The sequence below is a fragment of the Streptomyces sp. CA-111067 genome, from assembly GCF_050956065.1.
In the GTDB taxonomy this organism is placed as follows: domain Bacteria; phylum Actinomycetota; class Actinomycetes; order Streptomycetales; family Streptomycetaceae; genus Actinacidiphila.
Window position 1 is genome coordinate 3199958 of record NZ_CP192103.1, and the last position, 17715, is coordinate 3217672.

The 17715-nt window shown below is 69.6% G+C and carries 17 protein-coding genes and 1 tRNA gene; 6 read left to right on the top strand and 12 right to left on the bottom strand.

The window, feature by feature from the left end; genetic code table 11:
* Positions 1 to 227: 227 nt before the first annotated feature.
* Positions 228 to 1229 (bottom strand): NADP-dependent oxidoreductase, encoded by a 1002-nt coding sequence (locus tag ACQPW6_RS13840; protein ID WP_433889906.1) that lies wholly within the window; start codon positions 1227 to 1229, stop codon positions 228 to 230.
* A gap of 182 nt (positions 1230 to 1411) precedes the next feature.
* On the opposite strand from ACQPW6_RS13840, the gene ACQPW6_RS13845 reads away from it, so the two are divergent.
* A complete protein-coding gene (locus ACQPW6_RS13845) occupies positions 1412 to 2095 on the top strand; it encodes a TetR/AcrR family transcriptional regulator (RefSeq protein WP_433889907.1) in 684 nt (227 codons plus the stop codon).
* Between the two features lie 60 nt (positions 2096 to 2155).
* On the opposite strand, the gene ACQPW6_RS13850 is transcribed toward ACQPW6_RS13845, so the two are convergent.
* A complete protein-coding gene (locus ACQPW6_RS13850) occupies positions 2156 to 2578 on the bottom strand; it encodes a MarR family winged helix-turn-helix transcriptional regulator (RefSeq protein WP_433889908.1) in 423 nt (140 codons plus the stop codon).
* 125 nt (positions 2579 to 2703) lie between these two features.
* Between ACQPW6_RS13850 and ACQPW6_RS13855 the strand changes: the two genes are divergently transcribed.
* Entirely contained in the window at positions 2704 to 3516 is an 813-nt protein-coding gene (locus tag ACQPW6_RS13855; RefSeq protein ID WP_433889909.1) for an alpha/beta fold hydrolase, read from the top strand.
* Between the two features lie 181 nt (positions 3517 to 3697).
* Here the strand turns inward: ACQPW6_RS13855 and ACQPW6_RS13860 are convergent, their stop codons facing one another.
* Positions 3698 to 4246, bottom strand: a complete 549-nt coding sequence (locus ACQPW6_RS13860; RefSeq protein ID WP_433889910.1) for a TetR/AcrR family transcriptional regulator — start codon at positions 4244 to 4246, stop codon at positions 3698 to 3700.
* Positions 4247 to 4322: 76 nt separating this feature from the next.
* Here ACQPW6_RS13860 and ACQPW6_RS13865 point away from each other — a divergent pair, with 76 nt between their 5' ends.
* Together ACQPW6_RS13865 and ACQPW6_RS13870 are read left to right on the top strand one after the other, a co-directional pair.
* Entirely contained in the window at positions 4323 to 5018 is a 696-nt protein-coding gene (locus ACQPW6_RS13865) for an alpha/beta hydrolase (RefSeq protein WP_433889911.1), read from the top strand.
* Between the two features lie 175 nt (positions 5019 to 5193).
* A complete protein-coding gene (locus tag ACQPW6_RS13870; RefSeq protein ID WP_433889912.1) occupies positions 5194 to 5682 on the top strand; it encodes a DUF4265 domain-containing protein in 489 nt (162 codons plus the stop codon).
* 249 nt (positions 5683 to 5931) lie between these two features.
* Here the strand turns inward: ACQPW6_RS13870 and ACQPW6_RS13875 are convergent, their stop codons facing one another.
* From ACQPW6_RS13875 to galU, 8 genes are all read right to left on the bottom strand, one after another.
* Positions 5932 to 6393: a GNAT family N-acetyltransferase gene (locus ACQPW6_RS13875; protein WP_433889913.1), complete on the bottom strand. Its 462-nt coding sequence runs from the start codon at positions 6391 to 6393 to the stop codon at positions 5932 to 5934.
* A 594-nt stretch (positions 6394 to 6987) separates the two neighbouring features.
* Positions 6988 to 7061 (bottom strand) — tRNA-Ala (locus ACQPW6_RS13880).
* An 81-nt stretch (positions 7062 to 7142) separates the two neighbouring features.
* Complete coding sequence (sepX, locus tag ACQPW6_RS13885; RefSeq protein WP_433889914.1) at positions 7143 to 8225, bottom strand: divisome protein SepX/GlpR; 1083 nt, start codon at positions 8223 to 8225, stop codon at positions 7143 to 7145.
* Between the two features lie 117 nt (positions 8226 to 8342).
* Positions 8343 to 8963 (bottom strand): GNAT family N-acetyltransferase, encoded by a 621-nt coding sequence (locus ACQPW6_RS13890; protein ID WP_433894525.1) that lies wholly within the window; start codon positions 8961 to 8963, stop codon positions 8343 to 8345.
* Positions 8960 to 9571: a MogA/MoaB family molybdenum cofactor biosynthesis protein gene (locus ACQPW6_RS13895; RefSeq protein WP_433889915.1), complete on the bottom strand. Its 612-nt coding sequence runs from the start codon at positions 9569 to 9571 to the stop codon at positions 8960 to 8962. Before ACQPW6_RS13895 ends, ACQPW6_RS13890 begins: the two co-directional genes overlap by 4 nt.
* Positions 9572 to 9648: 77 nt before the next feature.
* The gene (gene moaC, locus ACQPW6_RS13900) at positions 9649 to 10131 is read right to left on the bottom strand and encodes a cyclic pyranopterin monophosphate synthase MoaC (RefSeq protein WP_433889916.1); all 483 of its coding nucleotides are present in this window, start codon (positions 10129 to 10131) and stop codon (positions 9649 to 9651) included.
* Positions 10132 to 10219: 88 nt separating this feature from the next.
* Positions 10220 to 11575: a molybdotransferase-like divisome protein Glp gene (gene glp / locus ACQPW6_RS13905; RefSeq protein WP_433889917.1), complete on the bottom strand. Its 1356-nt coding sequence runs from the start codon at positions 11573 to 11575 to the stop codon at positions 10220 to 10222.
* Complete coding sequence (galU, locus tag ACQPW6_RS13910) at positions 11572 to 12480, bottom strand: UTP--glucose-1-phosphate uridylyltransferase GalU (RefSeq protein ID WP_433889918.1); 909 nt, start codon at positions 12478 to 12480, stop codon at positions 11572 to 11574. The genes glp and galU overlap by 4 nt, the downstream gene beginning before the upstream one ends.
* 81 nt (positions 12481 to 12561) lie before the next feature.
* Between galU and ACQPW6_RS13915 the strand changes: the two genes are divergently transcribed.
* Entirely contained in the window at positions 12562 to 13158 is a 597-nt protein-coding gene (locus ACQPW6_RS13915) for a 5-formyltetrahydrofolate cyclo-ligase (protein ID WP_433889919.1), read from the top strand.
* A 45-nt stretch (positions 13159 to 13203) separates the two neighbouring features.
* Here the strand turns inward: ACQPW6_RS13915 and ACQPW6_RS13920 are convergent, their stop codons facing one another.
* Positions 13204 to 15918 (bottom strand): penicillin acylase family protein, encoded by a 2715-nt coding sequence (locus tag ACQPW6_RS13920; protein ID WP_433889920.1) that lies wholly within the window; start codon positions 15916 to 15918, stop codon positions 13204 to 13206.
* A gap of 179 nt (positions 15919 to 16097) precedes the next feature.
* On the opposite strand from ACQPW6_RS13920, the gene ACQPW6_RS13925 reads away from it, so the two are divergent.
* The gene (locus ACQPW6_RS13925) at positions 16098 to 17591 is read left to right on the top strand and encodes a potassium/proton antiporter (protein WP_433894526.1); all 1494 of its coding nucleotides are present in this window, start codon (positions 16098 to 16100) and stop codon (positions 17589 to 17591) included.
* The last annotated feature ends 124 nt before the right edge of the window (positions 17592 to 17715 follow it).

Below are 17715 nucleotides of genomic sequence, written 5' to 3' on the forward strand. Positions count from 1 at the left end.
CCCCCTCGTATGATCTTGAAATATCAAGCTCTCGCCGGGCGGGATTATTTCCACGATGGGCTGTGGCTCAGGTCACATGACGTCGTGGCGAGGGTGACGTACGGGGCGGCAGGTTGACGGCGCCGGCGCCGAAACGCTGTTCCTCGGACCGGGTGAGTGCGCGCCCGCGGTGTTGACGGTGCGGCCGACCCCGGCGCCGCCGCCAGCTTGCCGGGCGCCTATATGACCTACGCGCCCATGACCACGACCAGCTTGCCGCGGGTGTGCTCCCGCACCAGATCGCGGTAGGCGCGCGGCGCCTCCTCCAGGCGGTAGCGGCGGCCGATGGAGACCGGCAGCGTTCCGTCGGCCGCGCGGGCCGCCAGTTCGTCCAGGTCGCCGAGCCGGGCGCCGCCGTAGACGGTCTCGAACGTGAAGTCGCAACCGTCGAAGTCGCCGGGGTCCGGGCTGGGAAAGGCGACATTCAGCAGCCGGCCACCCGGTCGGAGTAGTCGGCCGGCGTCCACCAGCCGGCTGCCGGGAAGCGCGGTGTTGACCAGCGCGTCGAAGCCGTCCGGCCGGCGGCGGACCGCCTCGGCGACGAGGTCGGCGGCATGACGGTCGATCACCTCCGCCGAGCCCAGGCCCCGTACGTACGCCTCGTCGGCCGCGCCCGCGGTAGCGACCACATGCACCTTCGCCGCGGCCAGCAGCGGCACCACCGCGCTGCCCACGCCACCGGTCGCGCCGACGACCAACACGCTCTCGCCGGGCTGGAACCGGCCCGCCCGCAGCACGGCCAACGCGGTCAGACCGGCGATGGGCAGCGCGGCCGCCCGATCGGCGGCCAAGGCGGCCGGGCGCAGCGCGAGCGCGGGGGTATCGGCTTCGAGGACGGCGTATTCGGCGACGGTCCCGGTGGTCAGCGACGGCGGGGCGGCGAACATCGACGCCATCTGGACGGTCTCGCGAGGCAGCGCCGTTCCGAACACCTCGTCCCCCACGGCGAACCGGTCGACCCCGGCGCCGATCGCGGTGACCCTACCGGCGAAGTCGCTGCCCGGTATGTGCGGGAACCGCAGCGGCGCCAGCCCCGCCAGCACACCGCTGAGCGATCTGAGGTCGGCGGGATTGAGCGCGGCCGCCGCCGTCCGCACCTGGATCTGGCCCGGTCCCGGCAGCGGAACCGGCACCTCTGCGACGGCCAGCACCTCCGGCGAGCCGTAGTCCCGGGCAACCACTGCCTTCATCGTGCCGTCCATCAAGCGTCCCCGCCCTCACAGCTGCGGCCGTTGCCGACCTTATAAACGGACCAGGTGGTCACGTTATTCAGAACGTAGCACCTAACCTGACCACCTGGTCCGCTTCCGGTATCGTCGTACAACTAGAGGTGCAGTGCGACGAATCCGAGACGAGCGGGGAGCCAGCCAGGATGACCGCGACGTCACCGCCGGAACGACTGCGCGCCGACGCCGCGCACAACCGGCGGGTGCTGCTGAACGCCGCAGCTGCGACGTTCGCCGAACAGGGCATGGACGCGTCGATCGCGCAGATCGCCGCACGGGCCGGGATCGGCAAGGGCACGGTCTTCCGGCACTTCGCCACCAAGGGGCAGCTCGTCGCCGCGATCTTCTGCGACCAGCTCGACGAGCTGACGTCGATCGGCACGGCGTTGCTCGACGCGGCCGACCCGGCCGCCGCGCTGTCCGATTTCATGACCGCGGGCGTGGAGCTGCAGACCCGCGACCGCTCCTTCTGTCAGGCCGCCAACGGCGTGGCCCGCACCGATCCCGCCGTCCGCGCCGCCAGCGCGCGACTTTCCCGGACCGCGGAGGCGCTCACCGACCGGGCGCGGCGCCAGGGGGCCGTACGCGACGATGTCACCGGAGCGGACATCGTGCTGCTCCTCGGCGCCGCCTGCCAGGCCGCCGCACCCGTCGCAGCTGCCGCGCCCGAACTGTGGCGGCGCTATCTCGCGCTGATCATCGACGGCCTGCGCCCGGAAGCCGCCCACCCCCTCCCCCACCCGGCGCCGACCAGCGCGCAGCTCACCGCCGCCGCGAAGGCGGCACAGACTGCGTCGGTTTCGGCGGCGGAGGCGACCGCGCGGGGCTGAGTCCGCTCGACGCCCTGAGCTTGGCCGCGGCAACGGCCGTCGGCCGGCGAGCCCGCGCCGCTACGCCGTCGGGTCGGGGCCGAGCGTGATGTCCAGCAGCTCGCCCAGCTGGTCCAGTTGGGCGGGCGACAGACCGTTGAACGAGGACTCGAGGACGACGTCCACGGCGTCCTGACCCTCGGCGCGGAGCCGCGCGCCCTTCTCGGTGAGCCGGTGCCGCACCGCGCGGCCCGGTCCCGGTACCCGTTCGATCAGTCCGCGATCCGCCATCCGGGTGGCCAGCGAGCCGAAGGACTGGTCGGTCTGAAAGGTCAGCACGGCGAGGTCGTGCAGGGACGCGTCGGGCTTGCGATGCAGGTGGCGCAGGGTGTCCCACTGGACGAGCGAGAGGTCGAGTGGCGCCAGGGCCCGGCTCAGCGCTCGGTGGTGGCGGTACTGCAAGCGCTTGACGGCCAGGGCGACTTCGGCCGGACGGTACTTCATGCCGCCCATCCTATCCCCTGAAAGACAGCTTCCTTATATCCTGATGCTGATATAAGCTTCCTTATGTTGTTCGCGACGAACGCCGCCGCAAGTCCGACCGCGAAGCCCGACGTAAGAAGGAAAAGATGACCGCCCCCACCACGACCGGCACCCTTCGCCCCACCAGCGCCCAGATCACCACCGAGACCCGCACGCTCCAGGGCGGCGCCACCGGCCCGGTCGAGGTGACGTTCGAGGACCGCGACCGCACCCGGACGTTCCTGCTCCTGCACGGCGGTGGCGGCGTGGCCACCATGGCCGGCTTCGCCGACCTGCTCGCCGAACGCACCCGCTCCCGGGTGCTCCTGCCCACCCACCCGGGCTTCGGCGGCACGCCCAAGGCCGCGGGTCTCACCGGCGTCGCCGCGCTGGCGCAGGCGTACGTCACGATGCTGGACGAGCTCGACCTCACCGACGTCACGGTGGTCGGCAACTCCTTCGGAGGCTGGCTCGCCGCCGAGATAGCCCTGCTGGGCAGCCCGCGGGTCAGCGGCGCGGTGATCATCGACGGGGTGGGCATCGAGGTCGAAGGCCGGCCGATGACCGACGTCCGCGGCCTCGCGCCGGCCGAGATCAGGTCGTACTCCTTCCACGACCCGAGCAAGGCGCCCGCCGCGCCGGGCGGCGGCAACGGGCCGAGCCCTGACGTGCGGGCGCTGATCGGCTACGCCGGCCCGACCATGTTCGACCCGACCCTCGCCGACCGGCTCGGCGGCCTCGACCTCCCCGTCCACGTGCTGTGGGGCGAGAGCGACGGCATCGTCACACCGCAGTACGGGCGCGCCTTCGCGGCCGCGATCCCGTCGTCGAAGTTCACGCTGCTCCCGCGTACCGGCCACCTGCCGCAGGTCGAGGCGCCCGAGCAGCTGCTGAGCGCACTGCTCGACCCTGCCCACTGATCACGACACCGGCGCCCGACCCGCGCCCATGGTGTCCGGTTGGCCTACCGCGCACAGTGGTGACGGTTCTGTGGGCGCCGCATCTGCGGGCGATCGGTAGTCCCGTGCTCGTAGTCCCGTTCCGGACAGTCAATGCCCGGGGTCGGCGACGACCTCCGACCGGGTGAGCGTGCGCGCACAGTCAGGTGCCGTCGATCGTGCCGAGGAAGTCGTGGAAGGCCCGGCGCGTGCGGGCGGTGTCGCCGGTCGCGTCCAGGTCCATCAGGAGGCCGCGGATGACGGCGAGCACGACGGTGGCCAGTTCGGGCCGCCCGAGGCTGCGCATGCCGGTCTCCAGCGGCGCGAGCCAGTCAGTGGTCGCGGCCCGCCGGAACCCGGGCCAGAGGGGCTCTCCCGCGGTGTCGTGCAGCCGGTTGAACATCCGCAAGTAGGGCGCGCCCTCCGGCCCGGAGACCGCGGACCAGGCGCGGGCGAGGGTCGCCGGGTACGGCTCGTCCGGTCGCAGCGAGATCAGCGCGGTGAACGTCTGGAGCTGGCGCTGCCGGGCCTGTCCGAGGATCTCGCGGAGCAGTCCGTCACGGGTCCCGAAGTGGTAGATCAGCATCCGGCTCGACGTGCCCGTGGCGGCCGCCAGCGACTCGAGCTTGTCGGGCAGCCCGTTCTCGAGCGAGTAGTCGGTACAGGCGTCGAGAAGCCGCTGCCTGATCTGCGGTTGCCGTTGCCTGCCCATCGCGTCATTTTTTCACGTAATAATTGTTACGTCTACTGTTGTCGAAGACGGACGAAGGAACGGCGAGGAGGTCGTGATGCGGGTCGTTTTCGTGCACGGGGCATGCGTCAGGGACGGTTCGTGGTGGTGGCACCGGACCGGTGAACTGCTGGCCGAGCGGGGTGTCGCCAGCGAGGCGCCCGCCCTGCCGAGTTGCGGCGAGACGGGTGCGCCGGTGGACGCAGCAGGGCCCGGACTCGCCAAGGACGTCGCCGCGGTCCGGCGGGTGTTGACCGCGAGCGACGAGCCGACCGTCGTTGTCGCCCACAGCTACGGCGGGATCGTCACCGCCGAGGCGGCAGCGGGCATCGACTCCGTCCACCACCTACTGCTCGTATCGAGCTATCTGCCCGAGATCGGGCAGAGCCTCTCCTCGTTCGGCGGCGAGGAGCCCGCGCCGTTCCTCGACATCGCCCCCGACGCCGGCACCTTCACGGTCCGGCTCGACGCGCTGGCCGGAACGTTCCTCCAGGACTGCGACGCGCGTATCCAGCGCCAGGCAGCGGACAGGACGGCCGCGCAGAGCCTGGCGGTCCTCCAGCAGCCGGTGAATGCGGCGGCGTGGCGTCAGGTTCCCTCGACGTACCTCGTCTGCCTCCAGGACGGAGGCACGCCCGCCAAGCTGCAACGCGAGTACGCCGGCCGGGCGGGCAGCGTCGTGGAGATCGACGCCGGCCACCACCCGTTCCTCTCTCAGCCCGCCGCTGTACGAGACCTGATCCTGGGGCTGTGACGACTCCTCCTCCCGGCGTATGCGGCCTGCATGCCGGTCGGTGACGCCCTCACCTATGCGGGCGGTAGACCTTGTTGGCGAGAGCGCTCAGTAGTCGTCCGACGTCCGCGAGACGAACGCCCGGCCAACCGCCGCCAGAGGCCCAGGCGTCAAAGCGACAGTAGATGATGGTGCCGTGACGAGCATCAAAGACGGTTATGTGAAGGTCCACTTCAGGATGGTCCTGGCCGACGACGGGTGGCCGCCGGTGAGTGTCGAGAGTCTGTGGGCGGTGGACCTCGGCGATGGCACGGTGCGACTGGCCAACACTCCGTGGTTCGTACGCGGGATCGCGAGCGACGACGTCATACGGGTGGAGTCCGACAACGAAGGCGTCCGCTGGGCCCGGGAGACGGTTCGGGCTTCCGAGCACTGCACGATCCGGTTGATCGTGCTGAAGGACGACGGTTCAACGGCCGCCCGGCAGAGCGTTCTGGAGACGTTTCACGGCCTCGGCACGACCGGTGAGGGAATCGAGCAGTACCGGATGGTGGCTCTGGATGTCCCGCCGGAGGCGGATCTGCCGCGGATCCGCAAGCTCTTGGAACACGGTGCGGCCAAAGAGTGGTGGCACTGGGAGGAAGGGTGTGTCACAGCCGCCTGGAATTCCATCGCCCTCGGATGAAGTCCCGGCGGTCACACCCGCGCCACCTGCCCCGAGCCGATGCCACCGTCCCGGCCCCCGAAACGCCGAGATCCCGCCCGATCGAAGTGATCGGACGGGATCTCGTGAACTCTTCCTGAGCGGGCCAAGGCAGTGGTGTTGCGGGTGGTCACGAGGGTCCTTGGGCTGGCGCCTTGAGGGCCGCTAGAGAACGCCTCTCACCCGCTGAGTGATCGGTTCCCGGCTGAGCTGCTCTTCTCGGGGTAGCGGTCAGTGATCCTCGCGAAGCGCGAGCGTGATGTGCTCGTACTCGCCGTGTCGTACTGTCTCGACGGGCTGGAAACCGCATTTCTCCAGCAGCCGGACCGAACCGGTGTTCCCGGTGAAGGGATCCGCGAACAGCGGCCGGGTCGTTTCCCGCTTCAGGAAGAGCGTCAGAGCTTCGGTTCCGATGCCGCGCCCCCAGTACTGGGGGCCGAACCAGTAGCCGATGAAGCGCTTGCGCTTCTCCCACCAGGCCATGATGTTCCCTGCTGCCTCGCCGTCCACTGTGACGGTCTGCACGAGAACGGCCGGGTCTCCAAGCACTTTCGTGACCCAGTGGGTCATAAAGGTCTCCCTCTTCCGGGGAGTGAACTTGGACCGGCGAACCGCTTCCGCATCGTGTTCGTGGGCGAAGAACACTTCCAGATCGGCTTGCTCGACGTCCCTGAGCCGCACGTCGTTTCTCATCCCCAGCGAGCCTGGCACCAGGCACTGACAATCGGCTCTTCGCGCTGCCCTTGGATGCGGCCCCGGGTTGTCCTCATGCGGTGTCAGGTGTCCTCAAGGCAGCGGTGAGTTATCGGTTGGGAGGCGGCCACCCTCTGCGATCCTGATGTGCGCCTTCTACGGTTGGAGCTGCGAAGGCGCCCCCGTCCCAGCGCCGCAGCCAGGCGTGGTCGACCTCACCGGCAAACGAGCCATCGCCGCGCAGCGCACAGCGCGACCACCCCGAAGTCGTCACGATCACTGCATCAGCAGCCCAGACACCCCGAGAAGCCTGCCTGCTGCCACCAGAGGGCCCGGAGACTCGCACGACTACGTGAGAGACGTAAGCACCACCAGCCGGGATCACACATGGCCGCCGGCAGCCACAGACCGCCGCACGCACCGGAACCACCGCGAAACCTCAGGCCTACGACCGACAGGCAAACCGCCACCGGCACTGGCCACGTCCGGATGCGCCTTGAACAGACCGCCGAAACGCCGAGATCCCGCCCGATCGAAACGATCGGGCGGGATCTCGTAAACCGTTTACGAGCCGACTCGCGAACGGCCCGGTTGTGGACCTGAGGGGATTCGAACCCCTGACCCCCTCGATGCGAACGAGGTGCGCTACCGGACTGCGCCACAGGCCCTTGCAACGAAGAAAACTCTAGCATCCCGGCAAGGGTGGTCGTGAACGTGATTTGGGCTGGTCCGGGTGGCGGGGGCCGGTGTTACTCGTTGGCGGCGCGGGGGCGGTCGGGGTCTGCGTACTGGTCGAAGAGCGGGGTCCGGCTGGTGCGGGGGCGGCGCGCGGGGGGCTGCTGGTCGCGGTCGCGCGGCGCGGCGGGCGCGGGGTCGGCCGCGGGGGTGGTGCCGGAACGGGCCGCGCTCCAGGTGTCGGGCGTGCCGGCGTCCGGGCGGCCCGGGGTGCGGGGGGCGACCGGCGCGGTGACGTAGGTGGGGCGCGGGACGGGGACGGGGTCCCAGCCGTCGTCCGCCGTCTGCTGGGCGCGCTGCTGGTCCACCCATTCCGCGTGGTCGGTCTGCTCGACCAGGGCGCGGCGGTCGGCGGTGCGCGGCGACGGCGCCGGCACGGGGGCGGCCTGGGACGACGCGGCAGCGGAGTGCCGCTGCTCGGCGGCCGACGCCGGGCGGTCGGGGCGACCCGAGTGGTCGGGACGGGCCTGGCGGGCCGGGCGCTCGGGGCGGTCCCGCAGCCGGCGCGCCGCCTCTGCCGCGTGCCGCTGGTCGATCCGCACCTCGAAGCGGCGCCGCTCCTGGCGGCGCATCTGGCCGATGTAGACAGTGAGCAGAACGGCCGGTACGGCAGGCGCCCAGAGCATCGAGAAGCCGCCGACGGCCACGGCGATCGCGCCGACCGTGAAGGCGACGAACAGCAGCGTGGTCGTACGCCGGCGGCGGGCCAGCACCTTGGCGCGCGGATTGGGCACGGCCGACGAGCCGGCGGAACCGGCGGACGACTGCGCCAGGGGGACGGACGGGGCACCCTGTGCGGCGCGAACGGGTGCCGGCCGCACCTCGGTCACGGGCACGGCAAGGCTGCGGACGTCCACCGCGCCCGCGGGGTCGAGGTCGTCCTCGACGTCGTCGGCCCCGGGCTCGACGCTCTCACCTCGCGCCTTCGCGACGCGCCGCTCCATCGCCGCCCGCCCGGACAGCAGCCGGATGGCGGTGCTGAAGCGTTCCGTCGGACGCGCTTCGTTGAGCTCGTCCTGCCTACGGAGCCACATCGGCACCAGGTAGGCAGCCCAGGCCCCGACGATGACTGCGTAGATGAGGCCGCTACTGCTCACGCGCTACACGGTAGGGGTGATCGCGACACGCCATACGCAATTTGGCCCGGTGTGTCGCACGATCTGGTTGATATGCCGAGAATTTTTTGCGATTGGCTTCATTTTCGAACAATTGTTTTATTTGTGAGCGGCGTCCGGCCTGGTCTGCCGCCACCGGTTGAGCAAACCTTCCGGCACCTCTTCGGCGGTCAGCGCGTAGACCAGATGGTCTCGCCATCCACCGTCGATATGCAGATAGCGCGGGCGCAGCCCCTCTTCGCGGAACCCGAGCTTTTCGGCGACCCGGCGACTGGGCGCGTTCTCCGGGCGAATGCACACCTCCACCCGGTGCAGCCCGACCCGGCGGAAGCAGTGGTCGACGGTGAGTGCGACCGACGTGGGCATCACCCCGCGGCCGGCGACCGCCTCGTCCACCCAGTAGCCGATGTGCGCCGAGCACATAGAGCCCCAGGTGATTCCCGCGACGGTGAGTTGACCGGCCAGCCGCCCCTGGTAGTCGATGACGAACGGCAGCATCCGTCCGGCGCCGGCTTCGGCGCGCAGGTGGCGGACCATCTGACGATATGTGGGACGCTGCGCCACATGCCCGGGGGGCGCGGGCGGCACGGTTGCCTCCCAGGGGCGAAGCCATTCGCGGTTGCGCCGGTTGACCTCTCGCCAGGCGCGCTGGTCGCGCATCCTGATCGGGCGGAGGGTGATGTCACCGTCCACCAGTTCGGCCGGCCAGGACCCGTTCAGCTCGGTCTCCCAGGGACTGGAGGTACGGAGGGGGTGGGTGGTGCGCTTGTCGGATGGTGCGACGTCGGGTGGTCCGAAGTGTGACGATCCGACGTCGGATGGTCTGACGTCGGATGGTCTGACGTCGGATCACCCGATGTCGGATGATCGCCGCCCCGGAGCTGGTCCACGGCGTGCACCAGGAGCGGAGCGAGTACGGCGAGGCCGTCCTTGACCCCGCCGGTCGAACCGGGGAGGTTCACCACCAGGGTGCGGCCTCGGACCCCCGCCACGCCACGCGACAGTACGGCGGTGGGTACCTTCTCCCGGCCGGCGGCGCGGATCGCCTCCGCGATTCCCGGGATCTCGTAGTCCAGCGCCGCCCGGGTGACCTCGGGCGTGCGGTCGGTCGGCGAGATGCCGGTGCCGCCAGTGGTGACGACCACGTCGTACACGGCTGCCGCCGCCCGGTGCAGCGCCTCCCCCACCGGGTCGCCGTCCGGCACCACCTGCGGGCCGTCCACGGTGAAGCCCAGCCGTTCCAGCGCGGCGACGATCAACGGGCCGCCCCGGTCCTCGTAGACGCCGGCGGCCGCGCGGTTGGACGCGGTGATCGCAAGCGCGCGCATGGGCGCGGGCGACGGAGACTGCGGCGGTTGCGGCGCGGACGGCTCGCGGGAGGGGGGTGGCGGCTCGTGCGGCGCACTCATGGCCGGTGCCAGTCGCCGGACTTGCCGCCGGTCTTCTCCTCGACCCGCACATCGGTGATGACCGCGGCCTTGTCGACGGCCTTGACCATGTCGATCACGGTGAGCGCGGCGACGCTGACGGCGGTGAGCGCCTCCATCTCCACCCCGGTGCGGTCGGTGGTCTTCACGGTGGCGGCGATCTCCACGGCGTCGTCGGCGACCACCAGGTCGACTGTCACACCGGAAACGACCAGCGGGTGGCAGAGCGGGATCAGGTCCGGTGTGCGCTTGGCGCCCATGATGCCCGCGATCCGTGCGGTGGCCACGGCGTCGCCCTTCGGCACACCCTCGCCACGCAGGAGTTCGATGACCCGCGGGTTGACAAGGACACGCCCTGTCGCCCGTGCCGTGCGCGCGGTGACGTCCTTGGCGGAAACGTCGACCATACGGGCCGCGCCCGCGTCGTCGAGGTGGGTGAGGTGCTGCTGCGCGCTGCTCATCGTTCTCCCGGTGCGGTCTCCTGGGCAGACACCGTACCGGCACGCACCCGCGCCCGGCCCGTTGGCCCGCACGCCCGGGCGCGCACCACTAGTCCAGCAGGATCACATCGACCTCGTCGCCGGCCGCCACAGAGGTGCTGGATTCCGGTACGACAATCAGTGCGTCGGCGTATGCCAGCGCTTTGACCAGGTGCGAGCCCGAACCACCCACAGCTGTGACGGTTCCGGTCACCCGATCGTGGTGACCGCGCAGATACTGCCGCCGCCCTTGCGGCGAGTGCTCGATCGCCGTCACGCACCGGGCCCGTACGACTTCCCTATGAACGGCTCCGGCGCCCATCAGTGTGCGGATGACGGGGCGGACGAACAGCTCGAAGGAGACGTAGGCGCTGACCGGGTTCCCGGGCAGGGCGAGCAGCGGGGTGCGGTCGGGGCCGATGCGGCCGAAGCCCTGGGGCTTGCCCGGCTGCATGGCGAGCTTGCGGAAGTCGACGTGGCCGAAGTCGGCACCGCCGCCCTCCGGAGCGTCCTCGTCGCCCTCCTCGCTGCCGAACGACGACCCGCCGCCCAGGGACGACAGTGCCTCCTTGACGACGTCGTACGCGCCGACGCTGACGCCTCCGCTGGTGACGACGATGTCGGCGCGGACCAGCTGGTCCTCGATCGTGGCGCGCAGCGTCTCGACCTCGTCGGCGACGGCTCCCACCCGGTACGCGATGGCGCCGGCGTCGCGGGCGGCGGCGGTGAGCGCGAAGCTGTTGGAGTCGTGGATGCGGCCGGGCCCGAGGGGCTCACCGGGCTGGACGAGTTCGCTGCCGGTCGAGACGACGACGACCCGCGGCCGCGGCCGAACCGTCACGGTGCCGCGTCCGATGGCGGCGAGCAGCCCGATCTGCGACGGGCCGAGCACGGTTCCGGCGGCGAGTGCCAGCTCGCCCGCGGCGACGTCGCTGCCGCGGGCACGCACGAACTGGCCGGTCTCCGCGCCCTGGTACACCCGGACCTCGCCACCGGAGGCGGACGCGTCGGTGCTGTGCGCGGCCATGGTGCTGACCGGGCCGCCGCCGGTGCCGCCGTCGGTCCACTCGACGGGAACCACTGCCTCTGCGCCGGGTGGCAGCGGAGCGCCTGTCATGATCCTGGCGGCCTGACCGGGCCCTACGGTGGGGAGTTCGCCACTGCCTGCCGCGATATCGCCGATGACGTCCAGGACGGCCGGGTGCGCGTCGGTCGCCGCCTTCACGTCGGCGGTACGGATCGCGTAACCGTCCATGGAGCTGTTCTCGAACGGTGGCAGGGCGACGGGCACGGTGACATCCTCGACCAGGACGCACCCCTGGGCGTCGAGCAGTTGCAGCTCGATCGCCTCCAGCGGGCTCAACTGGCCCAGGATGCTGTCCAGGTGCTCGGAGACGGACCACACTCGGTCGGCGCCATCACTCACTCTTGCAACTCCTCCGCGACGTACGAACGTAGCCAGGTCCGGAAATCAGGTCCCAGGTCATCACGTTCGCATGCCAGTCGGACAATCGCACGCAGATAGTCACCCCTGTCGCCGGTGTCGTAGCGGCGGCCGTTGAAGACGACACCGTGCACCGGGCCGCCGTTGTCGTCGCGGTGCGAGAGCTCGGTGAGGGCGTCGGTGAGCTGGATCTCGCCGCCGCGGCCGGGGCCGGTCTTCTTGAGGACCTCGAACACGGCGGGATCGAGCACATAGCGTCCGATGACGGCATAGGAGGAGGGCGCCTGGCCGGCCTCCGGCTTCTCCACCAGGTCGGTGACGCGCACCACGTCGTCGTCCGCGGTCGGCACTATGGCGGCGGATCCGTAGAGGTGGATCTGCGCCGGATCGACCTCCATCAGGGCGACAACGCTGCCGCCGTGCTGCTGCTGAACCTCGATCATGCGGGCGAGCAACGGGTCGCGGGGGTCGATGAGGTCGTCGCCGAGCAGGACGGCGAACGGCTGGTCCCCAACGTGCGGTTCGGCGCACAGCACCGCGTGGCCGAGGCCTCTGGGGGCGCCCTGGCGCACATAGTGCATGGTCGCCAGATCGCTGGATTCACGCACCCGGGCGAGCCTGGACTCGTCACCCTTGCGGGTGAGCGCTTCCTCCAGCTCGTAGTTGCGGTCGAAGTGGTCCTCAAGGGCCCGCTTGTTGCGGCCGGTGATCATCAGCACATCGGACAACTGCGCCGAGACCGCCTCCTCGACCACGTACTGGATCGCCGGCTTGTCGACTACCGGAAGCATCTCCTTGGGCGTCGCCTTGGTCGCCGGCAGGAAGCGGGTGCCCAGGCCGGCTGCGGGGATGACAGCCTTGCTGATCCGGGTGGGTGAATGCGTCATGCACTGCACCATAGCGTTCACCAATGAGCACCAGATGAAATACTGGTTCATTGTGGCTGATAGGCGGCAATCGTGCGTGATGTGAGTGAGGTCGGAGCGCAGAAGGCGCAGCTGCGCGCGGAACTCCTGCGGGCCAGACGCGGTTTGACCGCCGAGGAACGGCACACGGCGAACGCCGCACTGCTGCAGAGGGTACGTGGCCTGCCGGAATTCAGCGTTGGCGGAACCGTCGCCGGGTACGTCTCGATGGGCACCGAACCCGGCACCCGTGCGGTCATCGACTCGCTGCGGCAGGCCGGTACGCGCGTCCTGCTGCCCGTCCTGCTGCCTGACAACGACCTGGACTGGGCCGAGTACGGCGGCCCTGAGGCCCTGGAGCGCACCAGGCGCGGCCTGTTGGAGCCGACGGGTCCCCGACTGGGCCCGGCAGCCGTCACGGCCGCACACACCGTCCTGCTGCCCGGCCTCGCCGCCGACGCCCGCGGGGTGCGTCTGGGACGCGGCGGCGGCTCCTACGACCGGGTGCTGAGCCGCGTCCAGGAGGCGGGCGGAACGCGACCCGCGCTCATGGTGCTGCTCTACGCCCACGAGGTGGTGGAACGCGTGCCGCGCGAACCGCACGACCATTTGGTGGACGCCGCAGTGACACCGGACGCACTGTGGCGCTTCACCGGTTGACGCCAACCGACACCTAGGGGGCGTTTTCGGCACCAGGGGGACGGTTCACGGCGTCAGCGCCATCTTCGCCTTGGTGGCCGCCTCGACCTGTTCCTCGGTGAAGTACCAGGGCAGCAGCTCGTTGTTGGCCCATTTGCTCGTCTGGTCGGTGTAGTGCGCGTTATATGCGTGCCCTGAGGCACCGGTGAGGTTGATCCACCGGGACTTGTCGAGGTCACCGAGGTTGACGATCATGCGCATCGAGGGAACCCACACGACGTCGTAGCCGCCGGCCGCGTTCCAGCCGGTCGCGTCCACGGCCGCCTCGCCACCGCCGAGCTGCCAGGGGCCGCGGTTGAGCAGCCACTTGACCACGGCGGGCCCGTCGGTGCCCAGCGTCTGGTTCTTCAGGTCCAGCTTGTGCAGCCGTCCCCAGCTCCAGGTGCTGATGTCCTTGCCGAGCTTGGCGGTCAGCTCGTAGCGGGCGTCCTTCATGGCCTGCGCGAGCAACTCGTCGCGGGTGCTGTGCTTGGACTGGTCGGGGTCGCCGGTGAAGAACGCGGTCGTGGACATCGTCCACCACGGGCTGGTCTCGTCCGGGAGGATGTTCCGCATCACCTCGAACCAACGGTCGCCTCCGTCGGGCTGCGCCTCGTCGGGGTCACGCTGGCCGCACTCCTCCACGGTGGTGTCCCCGCTGATGTTGTCGACGGGACCGGTCTGGCCCGGCGGCAGCACCCGCAAGCACTGCCCCTTGGGACGCAGCTCCTTTGGCAGCTTGTTGCCAACGCTCAGCTTGAGCACGTTGCGCCAGACGGCGTTGAAGTAGGCGGCGGCCGCCGAGTCCGCGTCCTGGTTGTAATCCCATCCTTCAAGCAGCTTCTGCGCATCGCGCACGTAGTCGTGCTTGTCGTTCTTGATGTCGACCTTCAGCAGGTAGGGCACGAGCAGCTGGGCGATCTCGCTGCTGTCGTCGCCCTGCATCGCCTGCATGTCGTCCATCGAGATCCGGCCGCCGTCTTTGGTCTTGGCCACGATGAGGTTGTTGATGCGCTGGCTGCGAGTGCCGTAGTCCCAGTCCTGGGTGAGCAGGTAGGGGTACTTGCTCTGGTCGATGACGGGTTGGTTCGCCGTCACGATGTAGCCGGAGGGTGGGTTCTCCTCGTACGGCATCGAGTTGAACGGGATCGACGGGCCCCACTTGTAGTGGGAGTCCCAACCGGGCACCGGGTAGGTGCCGTCGACGCCCTTGGCGCGGATCGGCACCTGTCCGGGGGCCTGGTAGCCGATATTGCCCGCGGTGTCGGCGTAGATCAGGTTCTGCGAGGGGACGGCGAAGTTCTGCGCCGCGGCGCGGAACTGCTGCCAGTTCTGCGCCCGGTCGAGCTGGAAGACGGCATCCATCGTCTTCGATGGGGTGAGTGCGGTCCACTTCAGGGCGACCGCGTAACCGCTGTTGACGCCGCCTGGCGGGTCGGTGACCGGTGCGGTCTTCCCGACGTCGCGCAACTCGTCGCTCCGGTCGGAGATCACCGGTCCGTTGTTGGTGGTGCGCACCGTGATGGTGCGGGGCTTGCCGCCGGCGACCCTGATGGTCTCCTTGCGCGTCGTGAACGGCTGCTGCTTGCCGTCGTAGAGGTAGGTGTTGCCGGTGACCTTCTCCAGGTAGAGGTCGGTGACGTCGGCGCCGAGGTTCGTCATGCCCCAGGCGATGTCCTGGTTGTGGCCGATGACGACGCCGGGCATACCGGAGAAGGTGTAGCCGGCCACGTCGTACGGGCAGGCGGTGCTCACCGTCCGGCAGTGCAGGCCCATCTGGTACCACAGCGAGGGCAGCTGCGGCGCGAGGTGCGGATCGTTGGCCAGCAGCGGTTTGCCGGTGGTCGTGTACTGGCCGGAGACCACCCAGGAGTTGGACCCGATGCCACTGCCGGTGGTTCCGAGGAGCGCCGGCATCTGGTCGATGATCTGCGAGATCCCGGAGAGCTGTGCGTCCACCGTGCTGTTGAGGCCCTGCGGCCCGGATGCGCCCGCGGGCTGGTAGTCACCGGTAGATTTGTCGACAGTGCCCGGTTGGCTGATGATCGGCTGGTTGCGGTCGTACGGATACGCCGGGTAGAGCTGCTCGATCTGCGCCTGACTGAGCCTGCTGGTCATCAGCGCGCGGTCGATCTCGTCCTGCATGTTGCCGCGCAGGTCCCACGCCATCGCCTTGAGCCAGGCGACCGAGTCCACCGGCGTCCACGGCTGCGGCTTGTAGTTGTTGCTGAACGAGAGCGCGGCGTATTCGACGGACAGGGAAGAGCCGCTGTGGTCCTTCAGGTACGCGTTGACACCGTCGCTGTACGCCTGCAGGTACTTCTTGGTGGTGGCGTCCAGCTTGGTGTCGTACTCCTGCTGCGCGACGCCGTGCCAGTTGAGCGTGCGCAGGAAGGCGTCGGTTTCGACCTGCCCCTTGCCGAACATCTCCGACAGCCGGCCCGAGGTGAGGTGCCGGCGCACGTCCATCTCGTAGAAGCGATCCTGCGCCTGGACGAAGCCCTGGGCGCGGAAGAGGTCCTCCGGGGAGTCGGCGTAGATCTGCGGGATGCCGTTGGCGTCGCGTTTGACGTCGACCGGCGCGGTCAGGCCTTTGAGCTTCAGCGAGCCGGTGGTCTGCGGGAAGGAGGCACGCACTGTACTGACGCTCCAGTACGACCCGTACCCGACGCCCGCCACGAGCAGGAGCACGACCGTGATCACCACGAGGCGTAGGCGGCGGGACTTCTTCCGTGCGGGCATCGCTGTCCTTCGAGGGGCAGGGCGGACCGGATGATCAAGGTGCTCTTTGTGCAAGGGCAACCATAGGCGTAGGCGCTGTGCGGCCTGGACGCGGAGTCGGGGAGACCCTCGGTTGACCTTGGAATGTCAAGGGAGGGTAAAATGTTAGCTAGGGCAACGAAGTTGAAAGGACCGCGCTCCTGACTGTTCACCATCTCAACGAGATCCTGCTCATCGGCGCCTCTGTTCTACTCATCGCCGTCGTCGCCGTACGGCTGGCGTCACGCAGCGGCCTGCCCACCCTGCTCATCTACCTCGCCATCGGCGTCGCGATCGGACAGGACGGCCTGGTCGGCTTCACCTTCGACAACGTCGCACTGACCCAGGTGCTGGGTTACGCGGCTCTCGTGGTGATCCTCGCGGAGGGCGGTCTCGGCACGAAGTGGCACGAGATCAAACCCGTGATGCCGACCGCCGCGGTGCTGTCGACGGTCGGGGTCGTGGTGAGCGTCCTCATCACTGCCGGCGCCGCGCACTATGCGGTGGGCCTCGACTGGCGGCAGGCACTGATCATCGGCGCAGTGGTGTCGTCCACGGACGCAGCGGCGGTCTTCTCGGTGCTGCGCAATGTGTCTCTGCCCAAACGCATCACCGGTGTGCTGGAGGCCGAGTCCGGCTTCAACGACGCCCCTGTGGTGATCTTGGTGGTCGCCTTCTCGGCTGCCGGGCCGATAGACAGCTGGTATCACCTGCTCGGCGAGATCGTGCTGGAGCTGCTGATCGGTGCCGCGATCGGGCTCGCGGTGGGCTGGTTCGGCGCCTACGGCCTCAAGCACGTCGCGCTGCCCGCCTCCGGCCTCTATCCCATCGCGGTGCTCGCCATCGCGGTGGCGGCCTACGCGGCAGGCGCAATGGCGCACGGTTCGGGATTCCTCGCCGTCTACATCGCCTCGCTCATCCTCGGCAACGCGAAGCTGCCGCACCGCCCCGCCACTCGCGGCTTCGCCGAAGGGCTCGGCTGGATCGCGCAGATCGGCCTTTTCGTACTTCTCGGTCTTCTGGTCACACCGCACGAGCTGGGCGACGACATCGTGCCCGCCCTGATCATCGGCTTGTTCCTGACCCTGGTCGCGCGGCCGGCCGAAGTGGTGATCAGTCTGCTGCCGTTCCGCATTCCGTGGCGTGAACAGGCGCTGATGTCGTGGGCGGGGCTGCGCGGCGCGGTGCCGATCGTGCTGGCGACCATTCCCATGGTGGCCGGGGTCGCCGACAGCCGGCGGATCTTCAATATCGTCTTCGTACTTGTGATCTTCTACACCCTGGTGCAGGGTCCGACGCTGCCCTGGCTGGCCAAACGGCTTCAGCTCGGCGCCACCGACGGTGACGGCGCGGCGGACCTCGGTATCGAGTCCGCGCCCCTGGAACGGCTGCAGGGGCATCTGCTCTCCGTCGCCATCCCCAAGGGGTCGCGCATGCACGGCGTCGAAGTCGGCGAGCTGCGACTGCCGGCGGGTGCCGCGGTCACGCTCGTGGTGCGCGACGGGGCCAGCTTCGTTCCGCTGCCGTCCACCACACTGCGGCGCGGTGACGAGCTGCTCGTGGTCACCACCGACCCGGTGCGGGACGCTGCCGAGGACCGGCTCCGGGCTGTCGGCCGGGGCGGCAAGCTGGCGGGATGGCTCGCGGAGACGTGACCCCGGCGAGGCTCCGCGGCGCGATCACGGGTAGGTACTACGTATGATGGTCAGGTATTTGTCGAGTGCAACCTCTGTCTGAAGCAGAGCCGGCGCGGTGAGCCCGCGCTGAGCGGACGGCTCT

Coding starts and splice junctions, on each gene's coding strand:
- ACQPW6_RS13840 (WP_433889906.1), bottom strand. CDS start 1,229: ATGAAGGCAGTGGTTGCCCGGGACTACGGCTCGCCGGAGGTGCTGGCC.
- ACQPW6_RS13845 (WP_433889907.1), top strand. CDS start 1,412: ATGACCGCGACGTCACCGCCGGAACGACTGCGCGCCGACGCCGCGCAC.
- ACQPW6_RS13850 (WP_433889908.1), bottom strand. CDS start 2,578: ATGAAGTACCGTCCGGCCGAAGTCGCCCTGGCCGTCAAGCGCTTGCAG.
- ACQPW6_RS13855 (WP_433889909.1), top strand. CDS start 2,704: ATGACCGCCCCCACCACGACCGGCACCCTTCGCCCCACCAGCGCCCAG.
- ACQPW6_RS13860 (WP_433889910.1), bottom strand. CDS start 4,246: ATGGGCAGGCAACGGCAACCGCAGATCAGGCAGCGGCTTCTCGACGCC.
- ACQPW6_RS13865 (WP_433889911.1), top strand. CDS start 4,323: ATGCGGGTCGTTTTCGTGCACGGGGCATGCGTCAGGGACGGTTCGTGG.
- ACQPW6_RS13875 (WP_433889913.1), bottom strand. CDS start 6,393: ATGAGAAACGACGTGCGGCTCAGGGACGTCGAGCAAGCCGATCTGGAA.
- ACQPW6_RS13895 (WP_433889915.1), bottom strand. CDS start 9,571: ATGCGCGCGCTTGCGATCACCGCGTCCAACCGCGCGGCCGCCGGCGTC.
- moaC (WP_433889916.1), bottom strand. CDS start 10,131: ATGAGCAGCGCGCAGCAGCACCTCACCCACCTCGACGACGCGGGCGCG.
- galU (WP_433889918.1), bottom strand. CDS start 12,480: ATGACGCATTCACCCACCCGGATCAGCAAGGCTGTCATCCCCGCAGCC.
- ACQPW6_RS13920 (WP_433889920.1), bottom strand. CDS start 15,918: ATGCCCGCACGGAAGAAGTCCCGCCGCCTACGCCTCGTGGTGATCACG.